The organism is Algoriphagus iocasae (genome assembly GCF_014206875.1).
GTDB lineage: Bacteria > Bacteroidota > Bacteroidia > Cytophagales > Cyclobacteriaceae > Algoriphagus > Algoriphagus iocasae.
In genome coordinates, this window is sequence record NZ_JACIJO010000006.1 from 1 (window position 1) to 23,961 (window position 23,961).

At 40.9% G+C, this 23,961-nt stretch carries 16 protein-coding genes; 15 read left to right on the top strand and 1 reads right to left on the bottom strand.

Going from position 1 to position 23,961, the window contains the following annotated elements; translation table 11 throughout:
* Nucleotides 1-1,607 (bottom strand): bifunctional rhamnulose-1-phosphate aldolase/short-chain dehydrogenase (locus FHS59_RS22260; protein WP_184498419.1); only part of this gene is annotated, 1,607 nt, incomplete at its 3' end.
* A 487-nt stretch (nt 1,608-2,094) separates the two neighbouring features.
* On the opposite strand from FHS59_RS22260, the gene FHS59_RS22265 reads away from it, so the two are divergent.
* From FHS59_RS22265 to FHS59_RS22335, 15 genes are all read left to right on the top strand, one after another.
* Nucleotides 2,095-5,187 (top strand): SusC/RagA family TonB-linked outer membrane protein, encoded by a 3,093-nt coding sequence (locus FHS59_RS22265; protein ID WP_184498421.1) that lies wholly within the window; start codon nt 2,095-2,097, stop codon nt 5,185-5,187.
* Nucleotides 5,188-5,227: 40 nt separating this feature from the next.
* Nucleotides 5,228-6,739 carry a RagB/SusD family nutrient uptake outer membrane protein gene (locus FHS59_RS22270; RefSeq protein ID WP_184498423.1) on the top strand — a complete coding sequence of 504 codons (1,512 nt, stop codon included), beginning with the start codon at nt 5,228-5,230 and terminating at the stop codon, nt 6,737-6,739.
* Between the two features lie 163 nt (nt 6,740-6,902).
* Complete coding sequence (locus FHS59_RS22275) at nt 6,903-9,578, top strand: c-type cytochrome (RefSeq protein ID WP_184498425.1); 2,676 nt, start codon at nt 6,903-6,905, stop codon at nt 9,576-9,578.
* Nucleotides 9,579-10,361, top strand: a complete 783-nt coding sequence (locus FHS59_RS22280) for a 3-keto-disaccharide hydrolase (protein ID WP_184498427.1) — start codon at nt 9,579-9,581, stop codon at nt 10,359-10,361.
* Nucleotides 10,362-10,562: 201 nt separating this feature from the next.
* Nucleotides 10,563-11,627 carry an aldose 1-epimerase family protein gene (locus FHS59_RS22285; protein ID WP_184498429.1) on the top strand — a complete coding sequence of 355 codons (1,065 nt, stop codon included), beginning with the start codon at nt 10,563-10,565 and terminating at the stop codon, nt 11,625-11,627.
* Between the two features lie 70 nt (nt 11,628-11,697).
* Nucleotides 11,698-12,909: a hypothetical protein gene (locus tag FHS59_RS22290; protein ID WP_184498431.1), complete on the top strand. Its 1,212-nt coding sequence runs from the start codon at nt 11,698-11,700 to the stop codon at nt 12,907-12,909.
* A 193-nt stretch (nt 12,910-13,102) separates the two neighbouring features.
* A complete protein-coding gene (locus tag FHS59_RS22295) occupies nt 13,103-14,131 on the top strand; it encodes a sugar phosphate isomerase/epimerase family protein (RefSeq protein ID WP_184498433.1) in 1,029 nt (342 codons plus the stop codon).
* Nucleotides 14,132-14,318: 187 nt separating this feature from the next.
* Complete coding sequence (locus FHS59_RS22300; RefSeq protein WP_221444568.1) at nt 14,319-15,479, top strand: Gfo/Idh/MocA family protein; 1,161 nt, start codon at nt 14,319-14,321, stop codon at nt 15,477-15,479.
* Between the two features lie 81 nt (nt 15,480-15,560).
* Nucleotides 15,561-17,042 (top strand): arylsulfatase, encoded by a 1,482-nt coding sequence (locus FHS59_RS22305; RefSeq protein WP_184498435.1) that lies wholly within the window; start codon nt 15,561-15,563, stop codon nt 17,040-17,042.
* Nucleotides 17,043-17,254: 212 nt separating this feature from the next.
* On the top strand, nt 17,255-18,151 hold the full coding sequence (locus FHS59_RS22310) for an EboA domain-containing protein (protein ID WP_184498437.1): 897 nt from the start codon (nt 17,255-17,257) through the stop codon (nt 18,149-18,151).
* Between the two features lie 49 nt (nt 18,152-18,200).
* The gene (locus FHS59_RS22315; RefSeq protein ID WP_184498439.1) at nt 18,201-19,112 is read left to right on the top strand and encodes a TatD family hydrolase; all 912 of its coding nucleotides are present in this window, start codon (nt 18,201-18,203) and stop codon (nt 19,110-19,112) included.
* Nucleotides 19,113-19,115: 3 nt separating this feature from the next.
* On the top strand, nt 19,116-20,024 hold the full coding sequence (gene eboC / locus FHS59_RS22320) for a UbiA-like protein EboC (protein ID WP_184498441.1): 909 nt from the start codon (nt 19,116-19,118) through the stop codon (nt 20,022-20,024).
* A gap of 73 nt (nt 20,025-20,097) precedes the next feature.
* A complete protein-coding gene (locus FHS59_RS22325; RefSeq protein ID WP_184498443.1) occupies nt 20,098-21,249 on the top strand; it encodes a 3-dehydroquinate synthase in 1,152 nt (383 codons plus the stop codon).
* Nucleotides 21,250-21,280: 31 nt separating this feature from the next.
* The gene (eboE, locus tag FHS59_RS22330) at nt 21,281-22,492 is read left to right on the top strand and encodes a metabolite traffic protein EboE (protein ID WP_184498445.1); all 1,212 of its coding nucleotides are present in this window, start codon (nt 21,281-21,283) and stop codon (nt 22,490-22,492) included.
* 2 nt (nt 22,493-22,494) lie between these two features.
* A complete protein-coding gene (locus FHS59_RS22335; protein ID WP_184498447.1) occupies nt 22,495-23,871 on the top strand; it encodes an alkaline phosphatase family protein in 1,377 nt (458 codons plus the stop codon).
* Nucleotides 23,872-23,961 lie beyond the last annotated feature (90 nt).

The window sequence follows — 23,961 nt, forward strand, 5'->3', positions numbered from 1 at the left end:
GAGATGGAGATCCCGGCATTGTTGACGATGATGTCCACACCGCCGAACTTCAGGCAGATTTCCTGCATGGCCTTTTTGAGACTGTCTGTATCGGTCACATCCAGTGTCACTCCCAGGAAGACATCCTTCCCGTATTTCTTCTGCATGGCCGCCTCGGTTTCAGCAAGGCGATCGGCATTGATGTCTGTCACTACCACGCAGGCACCTTCCTGCAGGTATTTTTCTGCGATGCCTTTTCCGATTCCCCCGGCACTTCCCGTGATCAGGGCAATGCGTCTGGACAATGGTTTTTCTTTTGGCATCCTCTGGAGCTTGGCCTCTTCCAATAACCAGTATTCGATGTTGAACGCCTCCTGAAGAGGAAGGGAAACATAAGAGGAAACCGCCTCAGCTCCGCGCATCACGTTGATGGCGTTGATATAGAATTCGGAAGCAACCCTGGAAGTCTGTTTGTCCTTGGCAAAGGAGAACAGCCCTACACCCGGCCAAAGAATGATCACCGGATTGGGATCCCTCATGGCTGGTGAATTAGAGTGCTTGTGTTTTTCGTAGTAATCGGCATACATCTCCCGGTATTTCTGGAATTCCACCTCCAGATCAGCCTTTAGGGAAGAAGGATCGGAAAGATCAATGTCTGCTGGGATGTCCAAGACCAAAGGAGAGATTTTGGTACGCAGGAAGTGATCGGGACAGGAAGTCCCCATCGGAGCCAGTTTTCCCAGATCATGGGAGTTGATGAACTGCAGTACTACCTCGGTGTCGGAAAATGTTCCGACCATTTTCTTTTCCGAAGAAGCAAGTCCACGAAGTACCGGAGCGAGCAAAGCCGCCTGGGAAGCACGCTGATCAGCCGGAAGAGAAGTTACTTTCTGACCGCCGAAAACCGGTCTTGTCTTGCCGTAATTGGCTTCCAGATAAGCCGAAGCAGTTTCGATGACTTCCAGACTGTTGATGTAACATTCAAAAGAAGTGTCTCCCCAAGTGAACAGACCGTGACCGCCGAGCATGATTCCTCTGATACCCGGATTGTCCGCCAAGGTCTGCTGCAGTTGCAGGCCTAAATCGAAACCTGGCTTTTGCCAAGGCACCCAGGCGATCTGTCCTTTCCATAGGTCAGCTGTGATCTGCTCTCCGTCCTTGGAAGCGGCGATGGCAATGGCAGCATCGGGATGGAGATGGTCAATGTGTTTGAAAGGTAAAAAAGCATGTAAAGGTGTATCGATGGACGGAGCTTTGGAGTCCAGGTCGTAGATGCAGTGGTTGAAAAGTCCGACCATTTCGTCCTCGAATTCAATGCCGCGATAGATTCCTTGAAGGGCCCGGAGTTTATCGACATAGAGTCCTGCCAGTCCGGCTTTGGTGAGGGTTCCGATGTCTCCGCCAGATCCTTTGACCCACATGACCTCGACAGACTCTTTGGTCAGGGGATCCGCTTCAAAGGTCTTGCAACTGGTGTTCCCACCGCCATAGTTGGTGATGCGTAGATCAGCCCCCAGGATATTGGATCTATAGATTAATAGGTCAACTTCGTTTCCTTCCATCGTGGCAGCTATTTTATCATCCCATAAATAGCTGACATGATTAAATGATTGTTTAGTTGTATTCATGTATTTTGGGTTTGATTGATTATATAGGATTAATCAATTTAGAATAAAGTAGTTTTTGTTCTATCCTGTTCTATACTGTTAAATAATCTTCTTTGGGGTGCTTTTTTATTTTTTTTCCTTTCAAAGGATATTTGATTAGAATTTTAAAAAGGATTTTTATATAGAAAAAATTTTTTTGCGATAAATTTTTTATTTGAATTAAAGTATTGATAACAAATTGATTGTGATTTTTTTAATGAATCTTCTTGTTTAGATTATCAAAAGTATAAGTCCTAAATTAAAAATGTGTCATATAATTAATGAGTAGTGTAAATGTTTAAAGAACTGTTTGTTTTTTATTATCTATCCTGTTCTGTCCTGAGTTTAAACAAACTTTTTTTATAATCTATTTTTAATTCATAAGTGCAGGATGCGACAGGATAGATTCAGGTCTTTATATAGGTTAATTAGAAGAAATTACCGCTTATTAACATAAAACCCAGAATCTATGAAAAACAATTATTTATTATTAAAGAAGAGGTTTTTGCTTCTTCTTTTTATTATTCTTTCAGCTAACCTTTCTGCATTTGCGCAGTCATCAAATGTAACAGGTACTGTTAAAGACGAGACAGGTGAAGTGGTGCCAGGAGCGACTGTGATGGTGAAAGGTACTCAAGTTGGTACCGTGACTGATATAGATGGAGTATTTAATATTCAAGCTGCACCGGGAAGTATTTTGGTGGTCAGCTTTATCGGTTATACTCCTTCCGAAGTGGCTGTTCAATCCGGGCAAACTACCTATGACATTACTATTAATACCTCCATGTCAGATCTTTCTGAGGTGGTCGTAGTAGGTTATGGTAGCCAGATCAAAAAAGAGGTGACAGGTGCCATTCAATCTATCAGTGAAGATGAATTGAAGGACATGCCTGTGACCACCACTGCTCAAAAATTACAAGGTAAACTTGCAGGTGTTCAGATCAACCAGACAACTGGTAAGCCAGGACAAGGAATGAACGTCCGAATCCGTGGTCAATTGTCAGTATCCGGTGGTAGTGATCCTTTATATGTAGTGGATGGTTTCCCGATTACTGGAGATATCAATACGCTCAACCCAGATGAAATTCAGGATATTACCATTTTGAAAGATGCTGCTTCGACTTCACTTTATGGTTCTAGAGCAGCCAATGGTGTTGTTTTGATCACCACAAAAAGAGGGAAAGTTGGTCAGACAAATGTAACTCTGAATGTTTACACAGGTTTTCAAAAAGTGCCTGAGCAAGGCAGATTAGAAATGTTGACTGCAGAAGAGTTTGCCCAATTTAAAAAGGAATATTACACAGATGCTGGTCAGCCAGTGCCTGCAATTTTTCAAAACCCTGCTGATTTCCGCGGAAAAAATAACGACTGGTACGGCGCTATGTTGGAAACTGCTCCAATTACTAACTATAACCTGACTATCACTTCTAATAAGGAGAAAGTAAATACTGCAATTGTAGCAGGCGTTTTTGATCAAAAAGGGGTAGTTAGAAATACGGACTACGAAAGATATTCGATAAGAATGAATACCGATTATACGGTTTCTGATAAGGTTTCTATTGGCTTGAATGTGGCTCCTAGCTACATCGTGGACAATACGCCACAAACAGATGGATCCCGAGGTACAGGTATTTTATTCAATGCCTTGCACACTTGGCCAGTGATGGATATTTATGATGAGAATGGCGACTTGACCTTTTTCAACAGATTTCCAGCTGAAACAGGAAATATCTTTGCTTATCCGAACTGGTTAAGATCTGCGGATGAAATTACCAATCAGACCAAAAGGGTAAATATTTTAGCGAATACCTATGCGGAGTGGAGACCCATCAAAGGACTCTCTTTAAAGTCAACCTTTAATACAGAAATCAGGAATTCAAATTATTTCTTCTTTAATCCATCTACTGCCACAAACCAGATTAATGTGGCAATTCCAACAGTGGCGGTTTCAATCAGAGATAATTTCCGTGACTTTTCATGGTTGAATGAAAACATTGCGACCTATACTAATAATATTGGTGACCACAATTTTGAGATTTTAGCAGGTTTCTCCAATCAGCAATTTAGAAGAGACAGAACTAGAGTTCAGGCAGATACTTATGCTGATGATAGACTTCCAACTATTCAGGGTGCTATCAATATCAACAGGGGAGGAACGATTTCCGATGTAGATGAATGGACTTTGACATCTGTTTTTTCAAGATTGACCTATAACTTCAAGGGTAAATATTTGTTTACTGCAGCTGTAAGAGGTGATGGTTCTTCCAGATTCGGTGCAGACAACCGTTGGGGTATTTTCCCTTCCACTTCGGTAGGTTGGGTATTGTCTGATGAAAACTTCTTAAATACGAGTTCTACTGTTTCCTTTATGAAGCTGAGAGCAAGTTTCGGGGTGACTGGTAACAACAATATTGGTAACTACACGCAGTATGCTTTGGTGAATAACACCATTAATGCAGCCTTTGATAACAATGTCGTGCCAGGAGCCGCAGTTACTTCATTAAGTAATACCAATCTTGGTTGGGAAACCACTGCTCAATTTGATATAGGACTTGATTTAGGTTTATGGGAAGATCGAGTGACTTTTGGGTATGATTACTATACTAAAAACACCACCAACCTTTTATACGCCGTACAGGTGCCTCAGGAATCCGGTTTTACCAATTTCAACGATAATATTGGAGAGATTAAGTTTTGGGGACATGAATTTACAGTCAATGCTGTGATAGCTCCAGGAGCATTTAGATGGTCTGTCAATGCGAATTTATCTATCAACAGAAACGAAGTGTTGGAATTGGCAGACGGAATTGATAGGGTTTACGGATTTGCGCATATCACACAAGTTGGCCAGCCATTTGGCCAATTCTATGGATTAAACAAGTTGGGTAATTATGCCAATGCAGAAGATTTGGCTAACTCTCCTGTAATCCCTGGAAGATCCACGGTGGGTAGTATTAAGCTTGAAGACGTAAACGGAGACGGTGTAATCACTTTCGGGGGTGATAATGATGATAGAACTATCATCGGAAATCCTTTCCCTGATTTCGTTTACGGTTTTACAAACAACTTCAAATGGAAAAACTGGGATGCAAGTATTGTGGCATCGGGTTCTCAAGGAAATCAGTTGTACATGAGACACCTGTACTCCACAGCTAACCTAGATGGTGTGTTTAACATGGTGGCAAAAGTTAAAGACCGATTCAGATCTCCAGAAAATCCAGGTGAAGGGATTTTTGGTACTACAGTAGGTGGAGGTAACGTAACTGGTATTGAGCGTGATTGGCCAAATAGTAACTTTGTTTGGGATGCCTCTTATTTCACAATCAGAAACATTACGCTAGGCTATACTTTCACAAATCTGCCAAAGTCTATCAAGTCTGCACGTCTTTATGCATCAGGACAGAATATGTGGGTTTTTACCAAGTATTGGGGTGGGTCTAACCCAGAAGTTAGTATGCAGAACAATGGTCAAGGAGATGGTGGTAACCTAAGTCCAGGAGTGGATTTGGCTGGTTATCCAGTTCCAAGAACCATCACATTTGGTGTGAATATCACCTTTTGATTGATCTCATCTCATTAGTAAAAATCAAACTGTAGAAAAAATGAAAAAACATATATTAGGCTTTGCAGTAGCATGTATTTTATTGACTGGCTGTGAAGATTTTCTAACGGTAGTTCCTGAGACCCAATTGAGTTCGGCTACCTTTTTCAAGAATCAAAAAGATTTTGAGCAGGCTGTTAATGCAGCTTACGTTCCGCTGAGAACGATCACGAATGATCGAGCATGGCTGCTTGGAGAAATGCATTCTGATAATACCTATTACGCCAGAAATGTCCTTTTCGGTGCTACGGATAATCAGGAAGATATTGCAGATTTCTCTATCCCAGAATCGAATGGAACTTCGGCAAATACCCATGTTTTGAATCAATGGAGACAGGATTATTTGATCATTTCCAGAACTAATCAAATTCTTACTTTAATCGATGATGTGGAATTTGACCAAGCAGCTAAGGACAATGTAAAAGGTCAGGCGCTTTTCTTAAGAGCATATGCCTACTTCGAATTGGTAAGATATTTTGGAAGTGTTCCATTGCATTTGACTCCGGTAGCTACTAGAGAAGAAGCAGCATTGGACCTTTCACCTGAAGCAGAAGTTTATGCTCAGATAGAGCAGGATTTACAGGCAGCAATTCCATTGTTACCAAAGAAATCCGCACAAGATCCGGGAAGAGTTACTGAAGGAGCAGCAAGAACATTACTGGCAAATGTTTTTATCAACCAAAAGAAATGGTCTGAGGCTGAGCAAGTTTTGACTCCTGTTGTGACTAGCGGGGAATATATGCTTATGGCGGATTATGCCATGGCTTTTCCAGGAAATGCTTCCAATAAAAACAATTCGGAATCTGTATTTGAAGTTCAGTTTTTGGAAGGAGCAGCTGGTTTGAATGGTAACTTTATCTATCAATTCATGCCAAGACCAATCAGTGCAGCAGAACTTCAGCCAATCATGGGAACAAGCAATCCACAAAACATCGATGGTGAAGGAAACAATATTCCTACTCCAGATATTATTGCAGCCTATGAAGATGGAGATTTAAGAGAAGATGCTTCTGTTGGGTATGTGTTCTTATCTGGAAGTTTCAGAGATGACAAGACTTACCCTTATATTAAGAAACATGCAAAACAACATTCTCAACACAATAATACTGGTACTAACTGGGTGGTTTATCGCTATGCAGAGGTCTTGTTGTTTATGGCTGAAATCCTGAATGAGCAAGGTAAGCCAGGAGAGGCTGCTGCTTACTTAAATCAAGTAAGAGATAGAGCTGGATTGGATGCTACCACTGCTTCAGGACAAGCAGAGATGAGAGAAGCGATCTTTAAAGAAAGACGTGTTGAACTGGCTTTTGAGAACAAGAGATGGTTTGACATTCAGAGAACAGATAGAATTGAGGAGATCATTAGACCATATGGACAAAGAATTATTGCGAATCCATTGGACTATTATTATCCGCCAATTGAAGGAGCTGTTCCGAGATCAAATGCATTCACAAACCTAAGTAAGTTTTATGCATACCCTGCCGCTGAATCTGATCTGAGTCCTTATTTCTAAATTTAATTTTGTCAATAACCCTGCAAAGAGCGAATCGTTTCGCTCTTTGCAGGAGTTATTCTTTATTCAAGCCGTTCTTGTATTTATTCGTGCAATTTATTTAAGAATTGTTTTCATTGCTTAGATCAGTCAATTAGCTAAAAATTTTATTCCCCTATATCCCATGAATCATAAAAATCATCTGGCTCGTATTCTGATTCTCTCCCTTGTAATTTTTGGGGTGGTTTCCTGTGCCAAAAAAGAAGAACAAAAACCTTTACACCCAAAGGTTGAAAAATTGAAATTACCTCCAGGTTTTGTAGCTGAACATATTTACAGCCCGGGAGAAAATGATCAGGGATCATGGGTTGCGATGACCTTTGATAACAAAGGCAGAATGATCACTGCTGATCAGTATGGTGCTTTGTATCGATTAGATATTCCTGCTATCGGATCGGATTCTCTTGCCCCAAAAGTAGAAAAGTTGGTCGTAGGAAATGAGACCGACCAAAAATTAGGAATGGGCTATGCCCAAGGTTTGTTATACGCCTTTAACAGCGTTTATGTGATGGTAAATCACAGAGGTAATGACGAGTTTGAAAGAACCACTGGGATGTACAGAATCCAGGATTTGGACGGAGATGATCGATATGAAACGGTTACTTTGATAAAATTACTGGAAGGTGATCCTGGTGAACATGGTCCACATAGTATGATTTTATCACCTGACGGACAGTCAATTTACATTTCAGCAGGTAACCATGTGGATGTGCCAGAAATGGATGCTTATCGTTTACCAAGAGTTTGGGATCGTGATAATTTATTCCCGGAAATCAAGGATCCAAGAGGTCATGCGAATAGTAGAATGGCTCCTGGAGGATGGATTGCCAAAACAGATCCAGAAGGAAAAACCTGGGAATTGATTGCCGCAGGTTTTAGAAATGAATTTGATATTGCTTTCAATGAAAATGGAGATCTTTTTACCTATGACTCCGATATGGAATGGGATTTTGGGATGCCTTGGTATAGACCAACCAGAATCTGTTATGTGCCAAGTGGAGCTGAATTTGGTTGGAGAACAGGAAATCAAAAATGGTCTCCAAACTATCCAGACAATTTGCCAGCTGCTTTGAATATTGGACAGGGTTCCCCGACAAATGTGATGTTTGGAACGAATTCCAAGTTTCCTGAAAAATACAAAAAAGCACTTTACACTTTTGATTGGAGTTTCGGTATTATTTATGCTACCACTTTAACTCCAGAAGGCGCAGCTTACGCAGCAAGTGCTGAAGAATTTATTTCCGGTTCACCACTTCCATTGACAGATGGAGAGTTTGGTCCAGACGGATCTATGTACTTTTTAACAGGTGGTAGAAGACTCGAATCAGATCTTTACAGAGTTTATTATGATGGCGATGATGCTGCTGGAACTGATACGAAACAAACTTTGACTGAAGAGCACATGCTTCGCAGAAAAATGGAGGAGTTTCATATTGGAGGTCCAAAAGCTGGAGCAATCGAAGCAGCTTGGCCAAACCTAGGACATTCTGATCGTTTTGTTCAGTATGCTGCTAGAATCGCGGTAGAACACCAGCCAGTATCGGAATGGCAGTCAAAAGTTCTAGCTGAAGAAAATCCTGATATCGCTATACAGGGAGCAATTGCCTTGGCAAGACATGGAAATGCAAGTGTGGCAACTCCACTTTTAGATAAGTTGACCAGCATTGATTATGATGCTCTTTCAGAGACAGGAAAGCAAAATATTTTAAGAGCGATTGAACTGACTCTTTTCAGATTTGAAAACTCATCAAAAGCATCTTATCCAAAAGTGATTTCTTATTTGGACCCACATTTCCCATCTGGAAACAATAATCTAGATAGAGAACTAGCGAAGCTTCTTTCGTATACTGGAGCTCCAGATGCTGTTAGTAAAATCATTGCCCAGTTAGAGACCGCAAAAGATGATGATTCTTATCAGAAGACATTTACCTCCTCTTCTGATTTGATTATGAGAAACCCTCAGTACGGAATGGACATTGCGAATATGTTGGCAAATGTGCCGCCTGCACAGCAGACTTATTTGGCTGTTGTATTAGGTGGGGCAGAAAAAGGATGGACCCCAGAGCTGCATGATCAGTATTTTACCTGGATCAGAAATGCATTCAATTATAAAGGAGGAAGAAGTTATGTAGGATTCATTGATAGAGCTAGAAAAATGGCTTTGACACATGTTTCCTCTTCCGAAACTGCTAAATACGATGAGATGTCAGGAGCAGCACTACTTACCGGAAATGGAAATGACATCGTAGAGTCATCCATTCAGCCAGAAGGCCCGGGAAGAAGATGGACTGTTGAAGAAGCGGCTCCTTTGGTAGAAAACCTTTCTGGAAGAGACTTTGTAAGAGGAAAAGCAATGTTCCAGGCTACTCTTTGTCAGTCTTGCCATACCATGCAAGGTGAAGGAGGAATCATTGGTCCTGATCTTACTCAGCTTGGTACTCGTTTCTCTCCAAAAGATATCTTGGAAGCGACTATTGATCCAAGTGCGGTGATTTCAGATCAATATGCGGCAACAGCTTTGATTCTGAATGATGGAAATTCTGTGGTGGGTCGAGTAACAAATGAGGACGATACAAATTATTATGTTTCCCAGAATCCTTTCGCTCCAGAAACAATCAGAACTGTACCTAAGTCAAGTGTTTCTTCAGTGAAAGTTTCTGACGTGTCGATCATGCTACCAGGTATGATCAACAGATTGAACGAAGAGGAATTGAAAGATTTGATGGCTTATTTGATTTCTGGAGGCAATCCAGACAATGAAGTATTCAAAGGAGCAGCATCACAATCAAAAAGTGAATAAATGAAAAAGATTAATTATTTATTGATAGGAATCATTCCAACAGTAGCCTTGGGGCTGCTGTTGAGCATGATCCCAGCAAAAAAATCAGAACCGATTTTCACAGAGGATCTCGCTGGATTCAAATCTATTTTTGATGGGAAGAGCCTGGATGGTTGGGAAGGAGACCCTACTTATTGGTCCGTTCAAGATGGAGCTATTGTGGGGTTGATTACCCCTGAAACGCTGCTGAAGGCAAATACTTTCCTTATTTGGCAAGGTGGACAGCCGGGAGATTTTGAACTGAAAGCCAAATTCAGAATTTCTGAAAGCGGTAATTCAGGAATCAATTATCGGAGTGAAATGGTAGAAGGAGTTCCTTTTGCCCTCAAAGGATATCAGGCAGATATTGATGGAAAGATCAATTATACCGGACAGAATTATGAGGAAAGAAAGAGAACGACTTTGGCCTACAGAGGCCAAAAAACAAAGATCACTCCTCAGGAAAATCCAAGCGGAAACCTCCGTGATTATGTGGAGAGAAATGCCTGGAAAGGATTGAATGTAATTGAGGAGCTGGGTGATCGTGATGAGTTGAAGACAAAAATCAAGTCAGAAGACTGGAATGAAATTCACATCGTAGCTAAAGGTAATGTTCTAAAGCATTATGTAAATGGAATATTGATGAGTGAGGTACATGATGATGACCCTGCGAATTTCTCTGCAAAGGGATACTTGGGAGTTCAGGTTCATGTAGGACCTCCTATGAAGGTGGAATATAAAGACCTCATGCTTAAAATGAATTAATAGGGTTGGGAATAGATTAATTGTTAGTGTTAAATGCACCGATAGGAATTACAGCATCTTATCGGTGCCTTTTTTTTAACTAAAAACTACCGTTGATCAACAGTATGTTGGTATAATAAAGCGATACGGTTAACTTTTAAACCTGACACTACAGGATGGAAGACAGGCTATTGAATGAGAAATTAAGGTATTAAATTAAGTATGAGCTCACCCATAATATCCCAGGCAGAAAACTGGAAACATAAAATTTCTAACACTCAGCAACTTGGGGGAATAGAAACTTCCGTTCTGGATAATGGACCTGGAAAAGGTGTCCGGGTTGCTTGGGTAAATACCGGAGCCGGTCTTCGTTTTAAGGTGCTACTTGATCGGGGATTTGATATTTTGGATTGCTTTTTTAATGAAAATAGTCTGGCGTGGATAAGCCACGCTGGAGGGGTAAGCCCCCAGCCTTTTTCCAATAAAGGAATAGATTGGCTTCGAACATTTGGTGGAGGATTGTTGACTACCTGTGGACTTTCAAATGCAGGTCCGCCCAATTCCGATGAGCATGGAGAAAGAGGTTTGCATGGGAATTTCAGCAATATTCCTGCGGAGCTAATTTCAATCAAACAACCGGATATCTATTCGGATGATTTGAGCTTTGAATTGGTAGGGAAAATAAGAGAAACGACCACATTTGGGCCTAGCCTGGAGTTGACAAGAACCATTTCAGGTAAGTTGGGGTCTGCAAAGATTCGAATTTCTGACACTGTGGTCAATCGAGGAAATACCCCTGCTCCACATATGGTTTTGTACCATATCAATTGTGGATGGCCACTGATCGACGAAGGAACCAGAATCGTGTGGCATGGTGAGATTGTGCCAAAAGCAAATGATGTAAATAATACCGAGTTTAATAAAAAGCATCAATTTACCAGATGTGCACCCGTTTTAGAGGAGCATAGTGGTTTTGGTGAGGATGTCGCTTTTATTAATCCAAAACCATCTAATTCAGATCAGGTGGTTTGTGGATTTGCGAATGACCAATTGGAATTAGGATTGAAAATTTCGTTTTCTAAAACCCAAATGCCTTGGCTGATCCATTGGCAACATTGGGGAAAAAATGAATATGTGACAGCTTTGGAACCGGCTACAAATCCACCTATTGGACAAGCGGCGGCAAGGGAAAACGGAACTTTAATTCTGCTTCAGCCAGGAGAAAGCCGATCTTATGAAATAGATCTTGAGGTTGTTTCCGGTAGTGGTGTACAGGATTTTAAATAGCATAATTCAAATGGAAGTCATCCATTTTAAAAAATAAATTACTCAATAACCCATTAACCAATAAATAGAAATGAGTTTAGCAAAAAAAGCGCTCGAACAAGGAGAAGGAATACTAAGATTGACTCCAACTTGGGTGCCTCGGTCTTTTTGTGTGCCTGGAAGAAGGATCAAATTGCATCCAGATGATTATTATAGTCTGGGTGGTGAGAGAGGAGGAATAGATGAGCGTTGGTTTTCTTCCACTACGCCTGCCGAAAATGGCCCTTTGACCAGTAAAAATGAAGGCTTAAGCCATGTCGCATATGAAGATGGTGGGAAAACAGAACTTTTTCTTTTAAAAGATGCCATTGATGAACTTGGAGGAAAGATTATAGGGGATAGACTTTGGAATAAATACAAGTCTTGGCCCATGTATTCTAAGTTTTTTGACAACATGGGGCCATTGCCGCATCATATTCATCCTAGTGATGAGTTTGGGAAGTTGACCGGGCAAAATGGTAAGCCAGAAGCATATTATTTCCCTCCTCAGGTCAATAATCATGGTGGTGATTTTCCTTATACTTTTTTCGGAATTGCTCCGGGTACTTCTAAAGAAACAATTCTGGAATGCTTGAAGAACTTCAATAAAGGAGATAATAAAATCACCAATTATTCCCAGGCATTTAAATTACAGCCTGGAACAGGATGGAATGTTCCTCCGGGAATGCTTCACGCACCGGGAAGTTTGTGTACCTACGAGCCACAAAAAGCTTCCGATATTTTCGCGATGTATCAGTCATTGGTGAATGAAGCGATTATTCCGGATGAATTACTTTGGAATGCCACTCCGAAAGACAGATGGGGAGATTATGATTTGTTAGTTGAAATGATTGATTGGGAATTGAATGTCAATCCAAATATCATGGATAACCATTATATGGAGCCGATTCCTGTGGAGGACCGTGAGAAAATGAATGCCGCAGGATACGATGATAAATGGATTTGCTACAGATCCCATGATTATTCAGCGAAGGAATTGACCGTTTTCCCTGGTCAAACAGTGACAATCAAAGATTCCGCAGCATATGGAATGATCATGATGCAAGGCTATGGAAAGATGAATGATTGGGATATTGAGACTCCTGCTTTGATCCGATTTGGACAGCTGACTCATGACGAATATTTCGTTTCTGAGGATGCTGCAAAAGCAGGTGTGAAGATCACAAATCATTCTAAAACTGATCCGATTGTCATGTTGAAGCACTTTGGTCCGAATAACCCGGATTTAAAAGTTGTGGAGTAAGTTCTGATTTTTGATTGACGACATTGAATTCAGAGTTTACACCAAATTAGAAATCAATGATTCAGAAAGTAGTGCTATTAATACCTTAGATTTAAAAAGATTGAACGTCGAATATTGGAGAAAAATAGAGGTGATTATCTAATTCAGTCTCCAAGCTTCGGTTTTTTATAAATAAACAATAACCCACGTAACAATGAGTCAAAATAATTTTCCAAAACTACATAACGCAACTTGGCCTGGACTGGTAGGAAAAGGACCGGATTCTGAGCCGGTTATTCCTTTTGATTCGCTTTTGGAGATGACAGCTGCAGCTGAAGTCGACGGAGTGAAATTTGATGGTTTGGATATTGGGCTTTTGGAGCCTCATATCAATTTGGACAATCCGGATGAGGCTAAAATAATAGCAGAAAAAGCCGCAAAACATAATTTAAATATTGGCTCTTTAGTAGCTCCAATATGGGCAGGGGCAGCCATGGGAACTGCAGATCAGCGCAAGACCTTTGTGGACATGGTTCGCAAATCTTGCGAATTTGGAAAGCAATTGAAAGATCTTGGTGTGAGGCAATATGGAATCGTCAGAATCGATTCTGCTTCTTCTGTGGAGGCTTGGGCTAAAGATCCTGTTGGAAATACTAAGCAAATTGCTGAGACTTTTAGAGAGGCTTGCGATGTAGCAGCTGGTTATGGTGAGAAGCTTGCGGCCGAAGGTGAGATTTGCTGGGGAGCCATGCATAGCTGGAAATACATGGTTGAGCTATTGGAAATGGTAGATAGACCAAATATTGGTTTTCAAGCGGATATGTCCCATACCTTCCTTTATACGATGGGCTACAATGCTCCTGAGCATAGAATTCTTCCTAAAGACGCGGATCTTAAAGATCGTGAAGCGGTGAAAGCTGCTTTAAAAACTGTGACTGATGCGCTTCGTCCTTGGACAATAGATTTCCACGTGGCTCAAAACGATGGGTCTGTTTTCGGATCCGGATCTCACGATAAGACAGGAAGACATTGCCAAGCAACTGATCCTAATGGAGTCCTTGATATTGCACATGATGCAGGATATTGGCTTCGGGATGAGAAAGGCGAATTGACCAAAGCATTTCAGCATATCTGCTGGGATGGATGTATGTTCCCTAATTCTGTAATGGAGAGTCAGCAAACCTGGAATGACATCTTGGCTGCGATGATCAAAGTTAGGGACGCACATGGATGGAAAAGCTGAAGGCTAAAATCAGAAATCTGAAAAGTATGCTAAGTACAAATCACGCCCCGATATTGCTTTCGGGGTACGAGGGTTTGAGATATGTTAATCATTATTTTCAATTCAAGCCTCCGTCGATACAGCGCCTTACAACCTTCTTACTTTCCAACCTTTCAACCCAATCTTACAATTTTAAAATTTTACAATCATGAATAAAAAACATATACGAATTGGCCTAATCGGAACTGGACTGATGGGTCGAATCCATACAAACGGATATAAAAGATTAGCGGATTTCTTCCCTGAATATGAGCATAGACCGGTGCTTCAGGCAGCATGCTCCAGAAGAAAAGAAAAAGTGGAAGCATTTGCAGAGCAGTGGGGATACAAATCGGTAGAAACTGATTGGAGGAAACTTTTGGAGAGGGATGATATTGATGCTGTAGACATCTGCACACCAAATGACATGCATGCTGAAATTGCCATTGCTGCAGCAAAAGCTGGTAAAATGATTCTCTGCGAAAAGCCTCTGGCAAGAACAGTGGCTGAAGCAAAATCTATGGTAGAGGCTATTGAAGCTGCTGGAGTTCAAAATACTGTTTGGTATAATTACCGAAGAGTTCCTGCAGTTACCTTGGCAAAGCAGATCGTAGCATCCGGTAAGCTTGGCAAAATTTTCCATTACCGTGCTAATTTCCTTCAGGATTGGACGATTAGTCCAGATTTGCCTCAGGGAGGTGATGCTCTTTGGAGATTGGATGTTGAAGCCGCTGGTTCAGGTGTGACCGGGGATTTATTGGCTCACTGTATCGATACAGCCATGTGGATCAATGGTGGAATCAAGGATGTTTCGGCTATGACTGAGACTTTCATCAAGGAGAGAGTTCATCAAGGCACTGGAGAAAAGAAAAAAGTTGGAATTGATGATGCTTGTGTGTTCCATTGCCATTTTGACAATGGTTCTTTGGGGCTTTTCGAAGCGACAAGATATGCACGTGGTCATAAAGCTTTGTATACTTTTGAAATCAATGGGGAGCATGCATCCATCCGATGGGATTTGCATGATCTTACCAGATTGGAATATTTTGATCATGATGATGAAGGACAAGTGAGGGGCTGGAGATCCATTCATGTGACTGATGGTGATCATCCTTATATGGATCGTTGGTGGATTCCTGGAACTTCCATTGGGTATGAGCATTCATTTATTCATCAAGTAGCTGATTTCTTTAAGAGCCTGGATGAAGGAACTCCTTGTCATCCAACTTTCAGAGATGCTTATGAGACCCAAAAAGTTTGTGAGGCAGTGATCAATTCTGCCAATGAGCGAGCTTGGAAAGATACCGGAGTGGAATGGGTTGAAAAATAAAATTCCCTAAATTAGAATGTTAAAACTAGCTCAATCAAATTATTCTTGATTGAGCTTTTTTGTAATCTTAAAGATCCCCTAATGAAAATATTTAATAGTTTTTCCAAGCTACTTATACTGCTTGCTTTTGCTTCATTCATTATTGGTTGTGAATCAAAAAAGGAAGAGGTAGAAACGGTTTCAGAATCAAAAACCAACATCGTTTTTATATTGGCAGATGATCTTGGATATGGCGATCTAGGTTTTTTGGGTCAGAAATATATCGAAACACCAAATATCGACCGCTTGGCAAAGGAGGGAATGTTTTTCTCTAATTTCTATTCTGGATCCACAGTTTGTGCTCCTTCGAGATCTTCATTTTTGACTGGAATGCATACTGGCCATACGCCAATCAGAGGGAATACCGAAGTGCAGCCGGAAGGGCAGTTTCCTATGCCTGATTCTGTGATGACCGTTGGAAAAGCAATGCAGCAAGCAGGATATGTTACTGGTGCTTTTGGCAAATGGGGACTAGGATTTATTGGGTCTACAGGTGAGCCGGTAAACCAAGGTTTTGATGAGTTTTTTGGATATAACTGTCAGCGTTATGCTCACCGATATTATCCAGCCTATTTATGGCATAATGACCAGAAAATTGATTTGCCAGGGAATGACTGGACTACGACGGGTGACTATGCACCGGATATAATTCAAGAAAAGACATTGGCTTTTATAGATGAAAATGCAGAAAAGCCATTTTTCCTTTTTATGCCAATTGTTACTCCTCATGCTGAGCTGGCAGCTCCTGATGATGAGATATTGGCAAAGTATAAAGAGATGTTTCCAGAAGAGAAACCTTACGTAGGTGGAAAAGGAGCGGATTATGGACCTGACATGAGAATTCCCGGATATCAATCTCAGCCTTACCCGCATGCAACCTTCGCGGCGATGGTTCATCGAATTGATCAATATGTAGGCGAGGTTTTGGATAAACTAGAAGAAAAAGGCATTGCTGAAAATACGCTAATCATATTCTCCTCAGATAATGGAGCGCATCAGGAAGGTGGAGCAGATCCAGAATTCTTTGATAGCAATGGTCAGTTCCGAGGGTTCAAGCGAGACTTGTATGAAGGGGGCGTTCGCGCTCCGATGATAGCTTGGTGGCCAAAGAAAATCAAAGCAGGAACAACTACTGATCATATAGCTGCATTTTGGGATTTGCTACCAACTTTTGCAGCAGTGGCCGGTAATACCATCACTGAAACGATTGACGGGATTTCGTTTTTACCGACTTTGACTGGAGAAGGAGACCAGAAAGAGCATGAGTATTTATACTGGGAGTTTCATGAACAAGGAGGAAAGCAGGCGGTTCGTCAGGGGAAATGGAAAGCTGTCAAACTGGAAGTTTTCAAAAGTGATCAGCCCATTCTCGAGCTTTATGATTTAAGTACTGATCCGGGGGAGACAAAAAACCTAGCTGCTGAATTTCCTGAGAAATTGGAAGAATTAGAAAATCTGATGAATGAGTCTCATCGTCAGAATCCTCAATTCTCATTTTATAGATCCGAAAAAGAAGCGCAGTAGAGAGTATTTCAAAACTTGTGATTCGTTAGATTTAATGAAGGTCGGAATTGGAAATGGTTCTGAAATTTATCTGATTGAGAAATATGATTTTTCTCATTTTCAGCTGAAAAACAGGCTTTTTTTGACCACTGGTATGATTCTACAATCAAAAAAATAGAATATTGCCTTACCTTTATTCACCCAGATTTATCATTCGAAATTCATTGTTCGATATGTCAATTTCAAATCAAGTAAACCCAATAACATCCCTTTTACTTTCAGCATTAAGTGAGCAGGTGGAGGAAAAATCCTTGGTCTGGCTTGCCCAAAAAAGAGAGAAAATCTTGTTGTCTGGCAAAGAGATGGATTTCTTTATGGCATTTAGCCAAGTGTCAAGATACTTTAAGAATAATCGCCTGATCTTGACCAAAGAGCAGATCGAGGAAGCAGATGCTATTTGTGAAGGAATCAGGTTGGATCTTTGGACACAACTTCAAACAGCAAGAACGTATCTAGTTCTTCAATTTCCCTCTCCCGATCTTACATCATGGATGGGAACTTTGCAAAAGCTATTTGAAACAGGAGATATGCTGGAAATAGAGGCTTTGTATGCAGCATTGCCTCTGATGCCTTATCCTGAAGAAATGATCGGTAGAGCAAGAGAAGGATTAAGGACTAATATCACTTCTGTGTTTGATGCGGTGGCATTAAACAATCCATTTCCTGCGAAGTACTTTGATGAAAGTGCCTGGAATCAGATGGTGGTCAAAGCCATATTTATGCAAAGGCCTCTATTTAAAATTCAACATGCTGAATCCAGAGTCAATCAGGAACTTGCCAATATCATTATCGATTTTTCTCATGAAAGATGGTCGGCAGGAAGGAATGTAATCCCAGAATTGTGGAGGTTTGTAGGGCCATTTATTGACTCAGAAAAAATCCAAGATATTTCAAAAGTTGTAGAAACTGGAAATGAACTAGAGCGTAAAGCTGCTTTGTTAGCTTGTAGCATGTCCTCATTTAATGGGGCAAAAGCACTTCTGAACGAGTATCCAGAAGTGAAAAAAGAAATAGAATCAGGAAAGTTAAATTGGAATTGGATCGGTGAAGAGGCTTTAGCCAACGCCTGATCTGATCGGTTAACTCAAAAAATATTATAGAATCTCAAAATCACCAGACATGGAAATGTACATAGATCCCCATATTCACGTTACTTCCAGAACTACCGATGATTACGAAGCCATGCGAAAAGCAGGTATTGTAGCCATCATTGAACCGGCTTTTTGGTTGGGGCAACCACGAACTGAAGCGGCAAGTTTCAAGGATTATTTCAGCAGTTTGGTAGGATGGGAAAGATTCCGGGCAAAGCAATTCGGGATTTTGCATTACTGCACCATCGGATTGAATTCCAAAGAGGCAAACAATGAACCTTTGGCGGAGCAGGTGATGGAGTTGCTACCTCTTTATGCTGGAAAGCAAGGAGTTGTTGCCATCGGTGAGATCGGATATGATGATCAGACTGCTGCGGAGGATAAGTTCTACAGACTTCAGCTGGAGCTGGCGAAAGAAATGGATCTTCCGGTGATGATTCATACTCCTCATAGAGATAAGAAAAAAGGCACAACCAAAAGTATGGATGTGAGTGAGGAGCATGGTTTGGCTCCAAATATGGTCATCGTAGATCATAATAATGAAGAGACTGTAAAAGAGGTGTTGGATCGTGGTTATTGGGCTGCATTTACTATTTATCCGCACACCAAAATGGGTTCTGAGCGGATGGTGGAAATTGTGAAGCAATATGGTCCAGAAAGGATTATCGTTGATTCAGCGGCTGATTGGGGGATTTCTGATCCTTTGGCTGTGCCAAAAACAGCAGCTCTGATGCGTAAAATGGGAATTCCAGAAGAACATATCAGAATGACCTGCTATCAAAATGCATTGACAGCTTACGCCCAAAGTGGTCAGATGGATGAATTGGATTGGTTAAATGCTGAGCCAATCGACCAAACCAAAAAAATGTCAGGAAATTCAGTGTTGAGAGGTGGTCAGGTGCCGAGAGTAGACGGACCAAGTGATCGGGTGGAAAATTAATACATGAGTAATTCGAGGATTTTTGCCCATTTGCAGCTGACAAGGCCAGCAAATGTGGTGACGGCAATTGCAGATATTATGGCGGGCTTTGCCATCGCAGGGATGGGAGCTTACCTTACCGGTTTTTCCAATGAAGGAGGGTATTTGGCCGATCTTTGCTGGCTGGCACTTTCCACCATTGGGTTATATGCCGGAGGAGTAGCTTTTAATGATGTGTTTGATGCCGATCTCGATTCGGTGGAGCGTCCTGAAAGACCTATCCCAAGCGGTCGGGCAACAGTAAAAAGTGCCTCGATTATGGCTTTCCTGTTATTACTGATGGGGGTTGTGGCCGCTGCCCAAGTCACTGTTACTTCGGCAATCATAGCATTGACAGTAGCAGTTTTGGCAGTGTTATATGATTACTGGGGTAAGCATCAAAACTTTTTAGGCCCTATCAATATGGGGCTTTGCCGAACTTTTAATTTGCTATTAGGAATCAGTGTCATCCCTGAATTAGTTCAAGAATATGCTTTTATTGGCTTAATCCCCCTTGTTTTCGTGGCGGCGATTACGATGATTAGTCGTGGTGAAGTTCATGGAAAAAACCGAAAAGCATTATTTGGAGGCTTGGCGATGTATATCCTGATCGTAGCAAGTATTGTAACATTAGCATTTATGCTAGGAGGGAAGCCTCTGGAAGTACTGCCTTTTCTTCTCTTATTCGTTTACATGGTATTCCCACCTCTGATAAAAGCGATCAAGAAGCAGGAACCGAAACTGATCGGCAAAGCTGTCAAAGCAGCCGTGATTTCATTGATTATATTAAATGCTTCACTGTCTGCTGCATTTGCAGGATGGATGTATGCATTACTCGTATTAATCTTGCTGCCAATTTCTTTATGGTTGGCGAGAAAATTTGCTGTAACATAAGCCAAAGCAAGGAGTAAAGCCATAAATTGCGAGTTGAAAGAACCTTTTGCCCCTGTTTTAGATTGAGTAATTGATGAAAAGAATAATTGAGCAAAAATTTGCTGTGCCTTATACCTATCCGGTAATTTTCTCTGAGAACATTTTCAATGTTGGAGATCAAACCTTGGCGGACTTGCTTGATAATGGCAAAGGAGGAAAAGCGTTTTTCGTAATTGACAGTGGCGTTTCAGATTCACATCCTGAATTGATTTCGCAGGTAAAAGCCTATGCCACTGCTCATCAGGAGAAATTCAAGCTTTGTGCTGAACCTTTGATTGTTCCAGGTGGGGAAGCTTCCAAAAATGATCCTCAGTATTACGAAAAAGTAGTGGAGGCAACTCATCTATATGGAATTGACAGACATTCTTACATCGTAGCAATCGGCGGTGGAGCAGTATTGGATATGGTGGGATTTGCGGCAGCCGTATCTCATAGAGGAATCCGTTTGGTAAGAATTCCGACTACAGTTCTTTCTCAAAATGATTCTGCTGTTGGTGTGAAAAATGGCATCAACTTCTTCGGGAAGAAAAATTATTTAGGGACGTTTGCTCCTCCATTCGCAGTATTGAATGATTTCAATTTCCTAAAAACTCTCGATGATAGAGATTGGAGATCTGGAATTTCTGAAGCCATTAAAGTGGCATTGATCAAGGATTTGGATTTCTTTGAATGGATTGAGAAAAATGCAACAGCTTTGGCTTCCCGTGAGATGGAGCCGATGCAGGAATTAATTGTGAAATGTGCACAAATGCATTTGGATCATATTGCAGGCAAAGATCCATTTGAAATGGGTTCTTCTCGTCCTTTGGATTTTGGACATTGGGCAGCGCATAAAATGGAGCATCTCAGCAAATATGAAATCCGTCATGGAGAAGCTGTGGCAATGGGGATTGCATTGGACTCAACCTATTCTTTCCTGAAAGGAATGCTAACGGAAGGTGAATTGAACAGGATAATTTCTATGATTTCTGAACTTGGATTCAACCTTTATCATGAAGTGCTTTCCGGCGAAATGTTACTCAAAGGACTAGAAGAGTTCAGAGAGCATTTAGGTGGTGAATTGACCATTATGCTGCTTTCGAAACTAGGCAAAGGCCAAGAAGTTCATGAGATGGATCAGTCTCTTGTGCTTGAAGCAGTTGAGAAATTGAAGGTCTTTCAATCTGACCGCCTTATCGCAAATTGAGTTCGGTTTTAATCAAGAAAAAATTACAAAAATGATCATAAAAGAAGGAACGCACCTGACATATTGTACCAATATTCACCCTGGGGAAAGCTGGCAGGAAACCTTCGATAATCTTAAAAAATACATTCCGAATATCAAGGAAGAATTAGCTTCTAGCCAATCTTTTGGTATCGGACTTCGGCTTTCCAATGAGGCAAGTTTGGTTTTACAAAAACCAGGTGAACTGAAGACTTTCAAAGCTTGGCTAGAAGAAAATAACTGCTACGTGTTTACTATGAATGGTTTCCCTTACGGAGGATTTCATGGACAGGTAGTAAAAGATGATGTTCATACTCCTGATTGGACCACCAGAGAAAGGAGAGATTACACTATTCGACTTTTTGAAATTCTGGCTGAATTGCTTCCTGAAAAAATGGAAGGAGGAATTTCCACTTCCCCACTTTCTTATAGATTTTGGTTTAATAATCAGCAAGAATTGGATCGAGCAATCACCAAGTCCACAACTCACCTTGCCCAGGTTGTTGCCAAATTAATTGAAATCAAACAAAAGACTGGAAAGGTTCTTCACTTGGATATTGAACCCGAGCCAGATGGGATTTTGGAGAATACGGCCGAAATGTTGGCCTACTTCAAGGATTGGTTGATTCCTATGGGAACAAGAGATTTGATGGACACCTTGGCGATGAGCAGAGAAGATGCAGAGTCAGCCATCAAAGAGCATATTCGACTTTGCTATGATGTTTGCCATTTTGCTTTGGTGTACGAAAAGCCGGAGGATGTTTTTAATGCGATGAAAGCAGCCGGGATTAAAATCGGTAAAATTCAGATCTCTGCCGCCTTAAAATTGGCTATTCCAGAATCGATAGAAGAAAAAGCAGCAATTCGAAACACTTTATTGCCATTTGCTGAATCGACGTATTTGCACCAAGTGATTGGCAAAGATCAAAATGATAAACTGGAGTCTTTCAGAGATCTTGATCAAGCACTGGAGGCATTAGATCAAACCGATCAAAATGAATGGAGAATCCATTTTCATGTGCCTGTTTTTTTATCTGATTATGGGAAAGTTTCATCGACACAGTCAGATATTTTGGAAGTGTTGAATTTCCTAAAAAAAGAAAAGATCGCGGATCATCTTGAAGTAGAAACTTATACCTGGGATGTCCTTCCAGAAGGAATGAACATCGATATACAGAGCTCCATCATAAGAGAGCTTTCCTGGGTAGCGGATAATTTAAAATAAGCATGAAAAAAACAGTCGTCATAGATGTGGTAGCATTATCACAAAGACTGATTGGGGAACATACTCCATTTTTAAAAAAGTGGACTTCCAAGTCACATCAAGCCACTATCAATCCGGTTTTGCCGGCCGTAACTACTTCTGCTCAGTCGACCTATTTGACGGGGAAATGGCCAACAGATCATGGGATCGTCGGAAATGGCTGGTACTTCCAAGATGAGTGTGAAATCAAATTCTGGAGACAGTCCAACAAATTGGTTCAGGCCAAAAATGTCTGGGATCTGGCAAAGGAAAAAGACCCGAATTTTACGGTTTCCAATATGTTTTGGTGGTACAATATGTATTCAACTGCCGATTATCAGGTGACACCAAGACCTCTATATCCATCAGATGGTAGAAAAATTCCTGATTGCCATACTCATCCGATGGACTTGAGAGACCGCCTTCAAAAGGAATTGGGACAGTTTCCATTATTTACTTTTTGGGGACCAAATACGAATATTTCCTCAACGAAATGGATTTCTGAAGCTTCCAAAAAAGTCGATGAGTGGAAGAACCCTACGCTTACATTGATCTATCTTCCACATTTGGATTACGGGCTTCAAAAATATGGGCTTGATTTCTCGAAAATCTCTAAAGATCTGAATGAGATTGATGCTGTTCTAGAAGATTTGATCACATATTATGAGAAGCAAGGAGCAGAAGTGATTTTGCTTTCTGAATATGGAATAACTTCTGTAAATAATCCTGTTCACTTGAACCGGGTTTTCAGAAAAGCAGGGTTGATTCAGGTAAAAGATGAATTAGGATTAGAAACGCTGGATGCAGGGACGAGTCGCGCTTTTGCAGTGGTAGATCACCAGTTGGCGCATATACATGTAAAAGACAAAAAAGATCTTCCTTTGGTTAAAAAGCTTTTGGAAGAAACTCCTGGAGTTGAGTTGATTTTGGATGAGGAAGGGAAGAAAAAGTACCACTTGGATCATGAGAGATCTGGAGACTTTGTAGTGGTTGCTGATAAAGATTCCTGGTTTACCTATTATTTCTGGTTGGACGACGCCAAAGCCCCAGATTATGCAAGATGCGTTGCGATTCATCAAAAGCCAGGATATGATCCTGTAGAGTTATTTGTTAATCCTGAATTCAAGCTTCCTATGGTCAAAGTGGGTATGAAGGTTTTGAAAAAGAAATTGGGATTCAGGTATTTGATGGATGTAATTCCATTGGACGCTAGCTTGGTAAAAGGAGCTCATGGAAGGATTCCAGAAGATAAGCTGGATCATCCTGTATTTTTCGCATCTGATAAATCTCTAACTTCTGAAAAACAAATAGAGCCGACAGCTATTCAAAGTTTGATTCTGAAAAAGGTATTTGGAGAATAAGCTTATTTGGTTTCATCAGGCGATTGTTTCCAAAACCTAGATTTTCAATACAAGAAAAAAGCCATCCCCAAACTGAGGATGGCTTTTTGT

Excerpts from the sequence above, each read along its gene's own strand:
- FHS59_RS22270 (WP_184498423.1), top strand. The coding sequence starts at position 5,228 with ATGAAAAAACATATATTAGGCTTTGCAGTAGCATGTATTTTATTGACT.
- FHS59_RS22285 (WP_184498429.1), top strand. The coding sequence starts at position 10,563 with ATGAGCTCACCCATAATATCCCAGGCAGAAAACTGGAAACATAAAATT.
- eboC (WP_184498441.1), top strand. The coding sequence starts at position 19,116 with ATGAGTAATTCGAGGATTTTTGCCCATTTGCAGCTGACAAGGCCAGCA.
- FHS59_RS22310 (WP_184498437.1), top strand. The coding sequence starts at position 17,255 with ATGTCAATTTCAAATCAAGTAAACCCAATAACATCCCTTTTACTTTCA.
- FHS59_RS22265 (WP_184498421.1), top strand. The coding sequence starts at position 2,095 with ATGAAAAACAATTATTTATTATTAAAGAAGAGGTTTTTGCTTCTTCTT.
- FHS59_RS22305 (WP_184498435.1), top strand. The coding sequence starts at position 15,561 with ATGAAAATATTTAATAGTTTTTCCAAGCTACTTATACTGCTTGCTTTT.
- FHS59_RS22280 (WP_184498427.1), top strand. The coding sequence starts at position 9,579 with ATGAAAAAGATTAATTATTTATTGATAGGAATCATTCCAACAGTAGCC.
- FHS59_RS22295 (WP_184498433.1), top strand. The coding sequence starts at position 13,103 with ATGAGTCAAAATAATTTTCCAAAACTACATAACGCAACTTGGCCTGGA.
- FHS59_RS22290 (WP_184498431.1), top strand. The coding sequence starts at position 11,698 with ATGAGTTTAGCAAAAAAAGCGCTCGAACAAGGAGAAGGAATACTAAGA.
- FHS59_RS22300 (WP_221444568.1), top strand. The coding sequence starts at position 14,319 with ATGAATAAAAAACATATACGAATTGGCCTAATCGGAACTGGACTGATG.
- FHS59_RS22335 (WP_184498447.1), top strand. The coding sequence starts at position 22,495 with ATGAAAAAAACAGTCGTCATAGATGTGGTAGCATTATCACAAAGACTG.
- eboE (WP_184498445.1), top strand. The coding sequence starts at position 21,281 with ATGATCATAAAAGAAGGAACGCACCTGACATATTGTACCAATATTCAC.
- FHS59_RS22275 (WP_184498425.1), top strand. The coding sequence starts at position 6,903 with ATGAATCATAAAAATCATCTGGCTCGTATTCTGATTCTCTCCCTTGTA.
- FHS59_RS22315 (WP_184498439.1), top strand. The coding sequence starts at position 18,201 with ATGGAAATGTACATAGATCCCCATATTCACGTTACTTCCAGAACTACC.
- FHS59_RS22325 (WP_184498443.1), top strand. The coding sequence starts at position 20,098 with ATGAAAAGAATAATTGAGCAAAAATTTGCTGTGCCTTATACCTATCCG.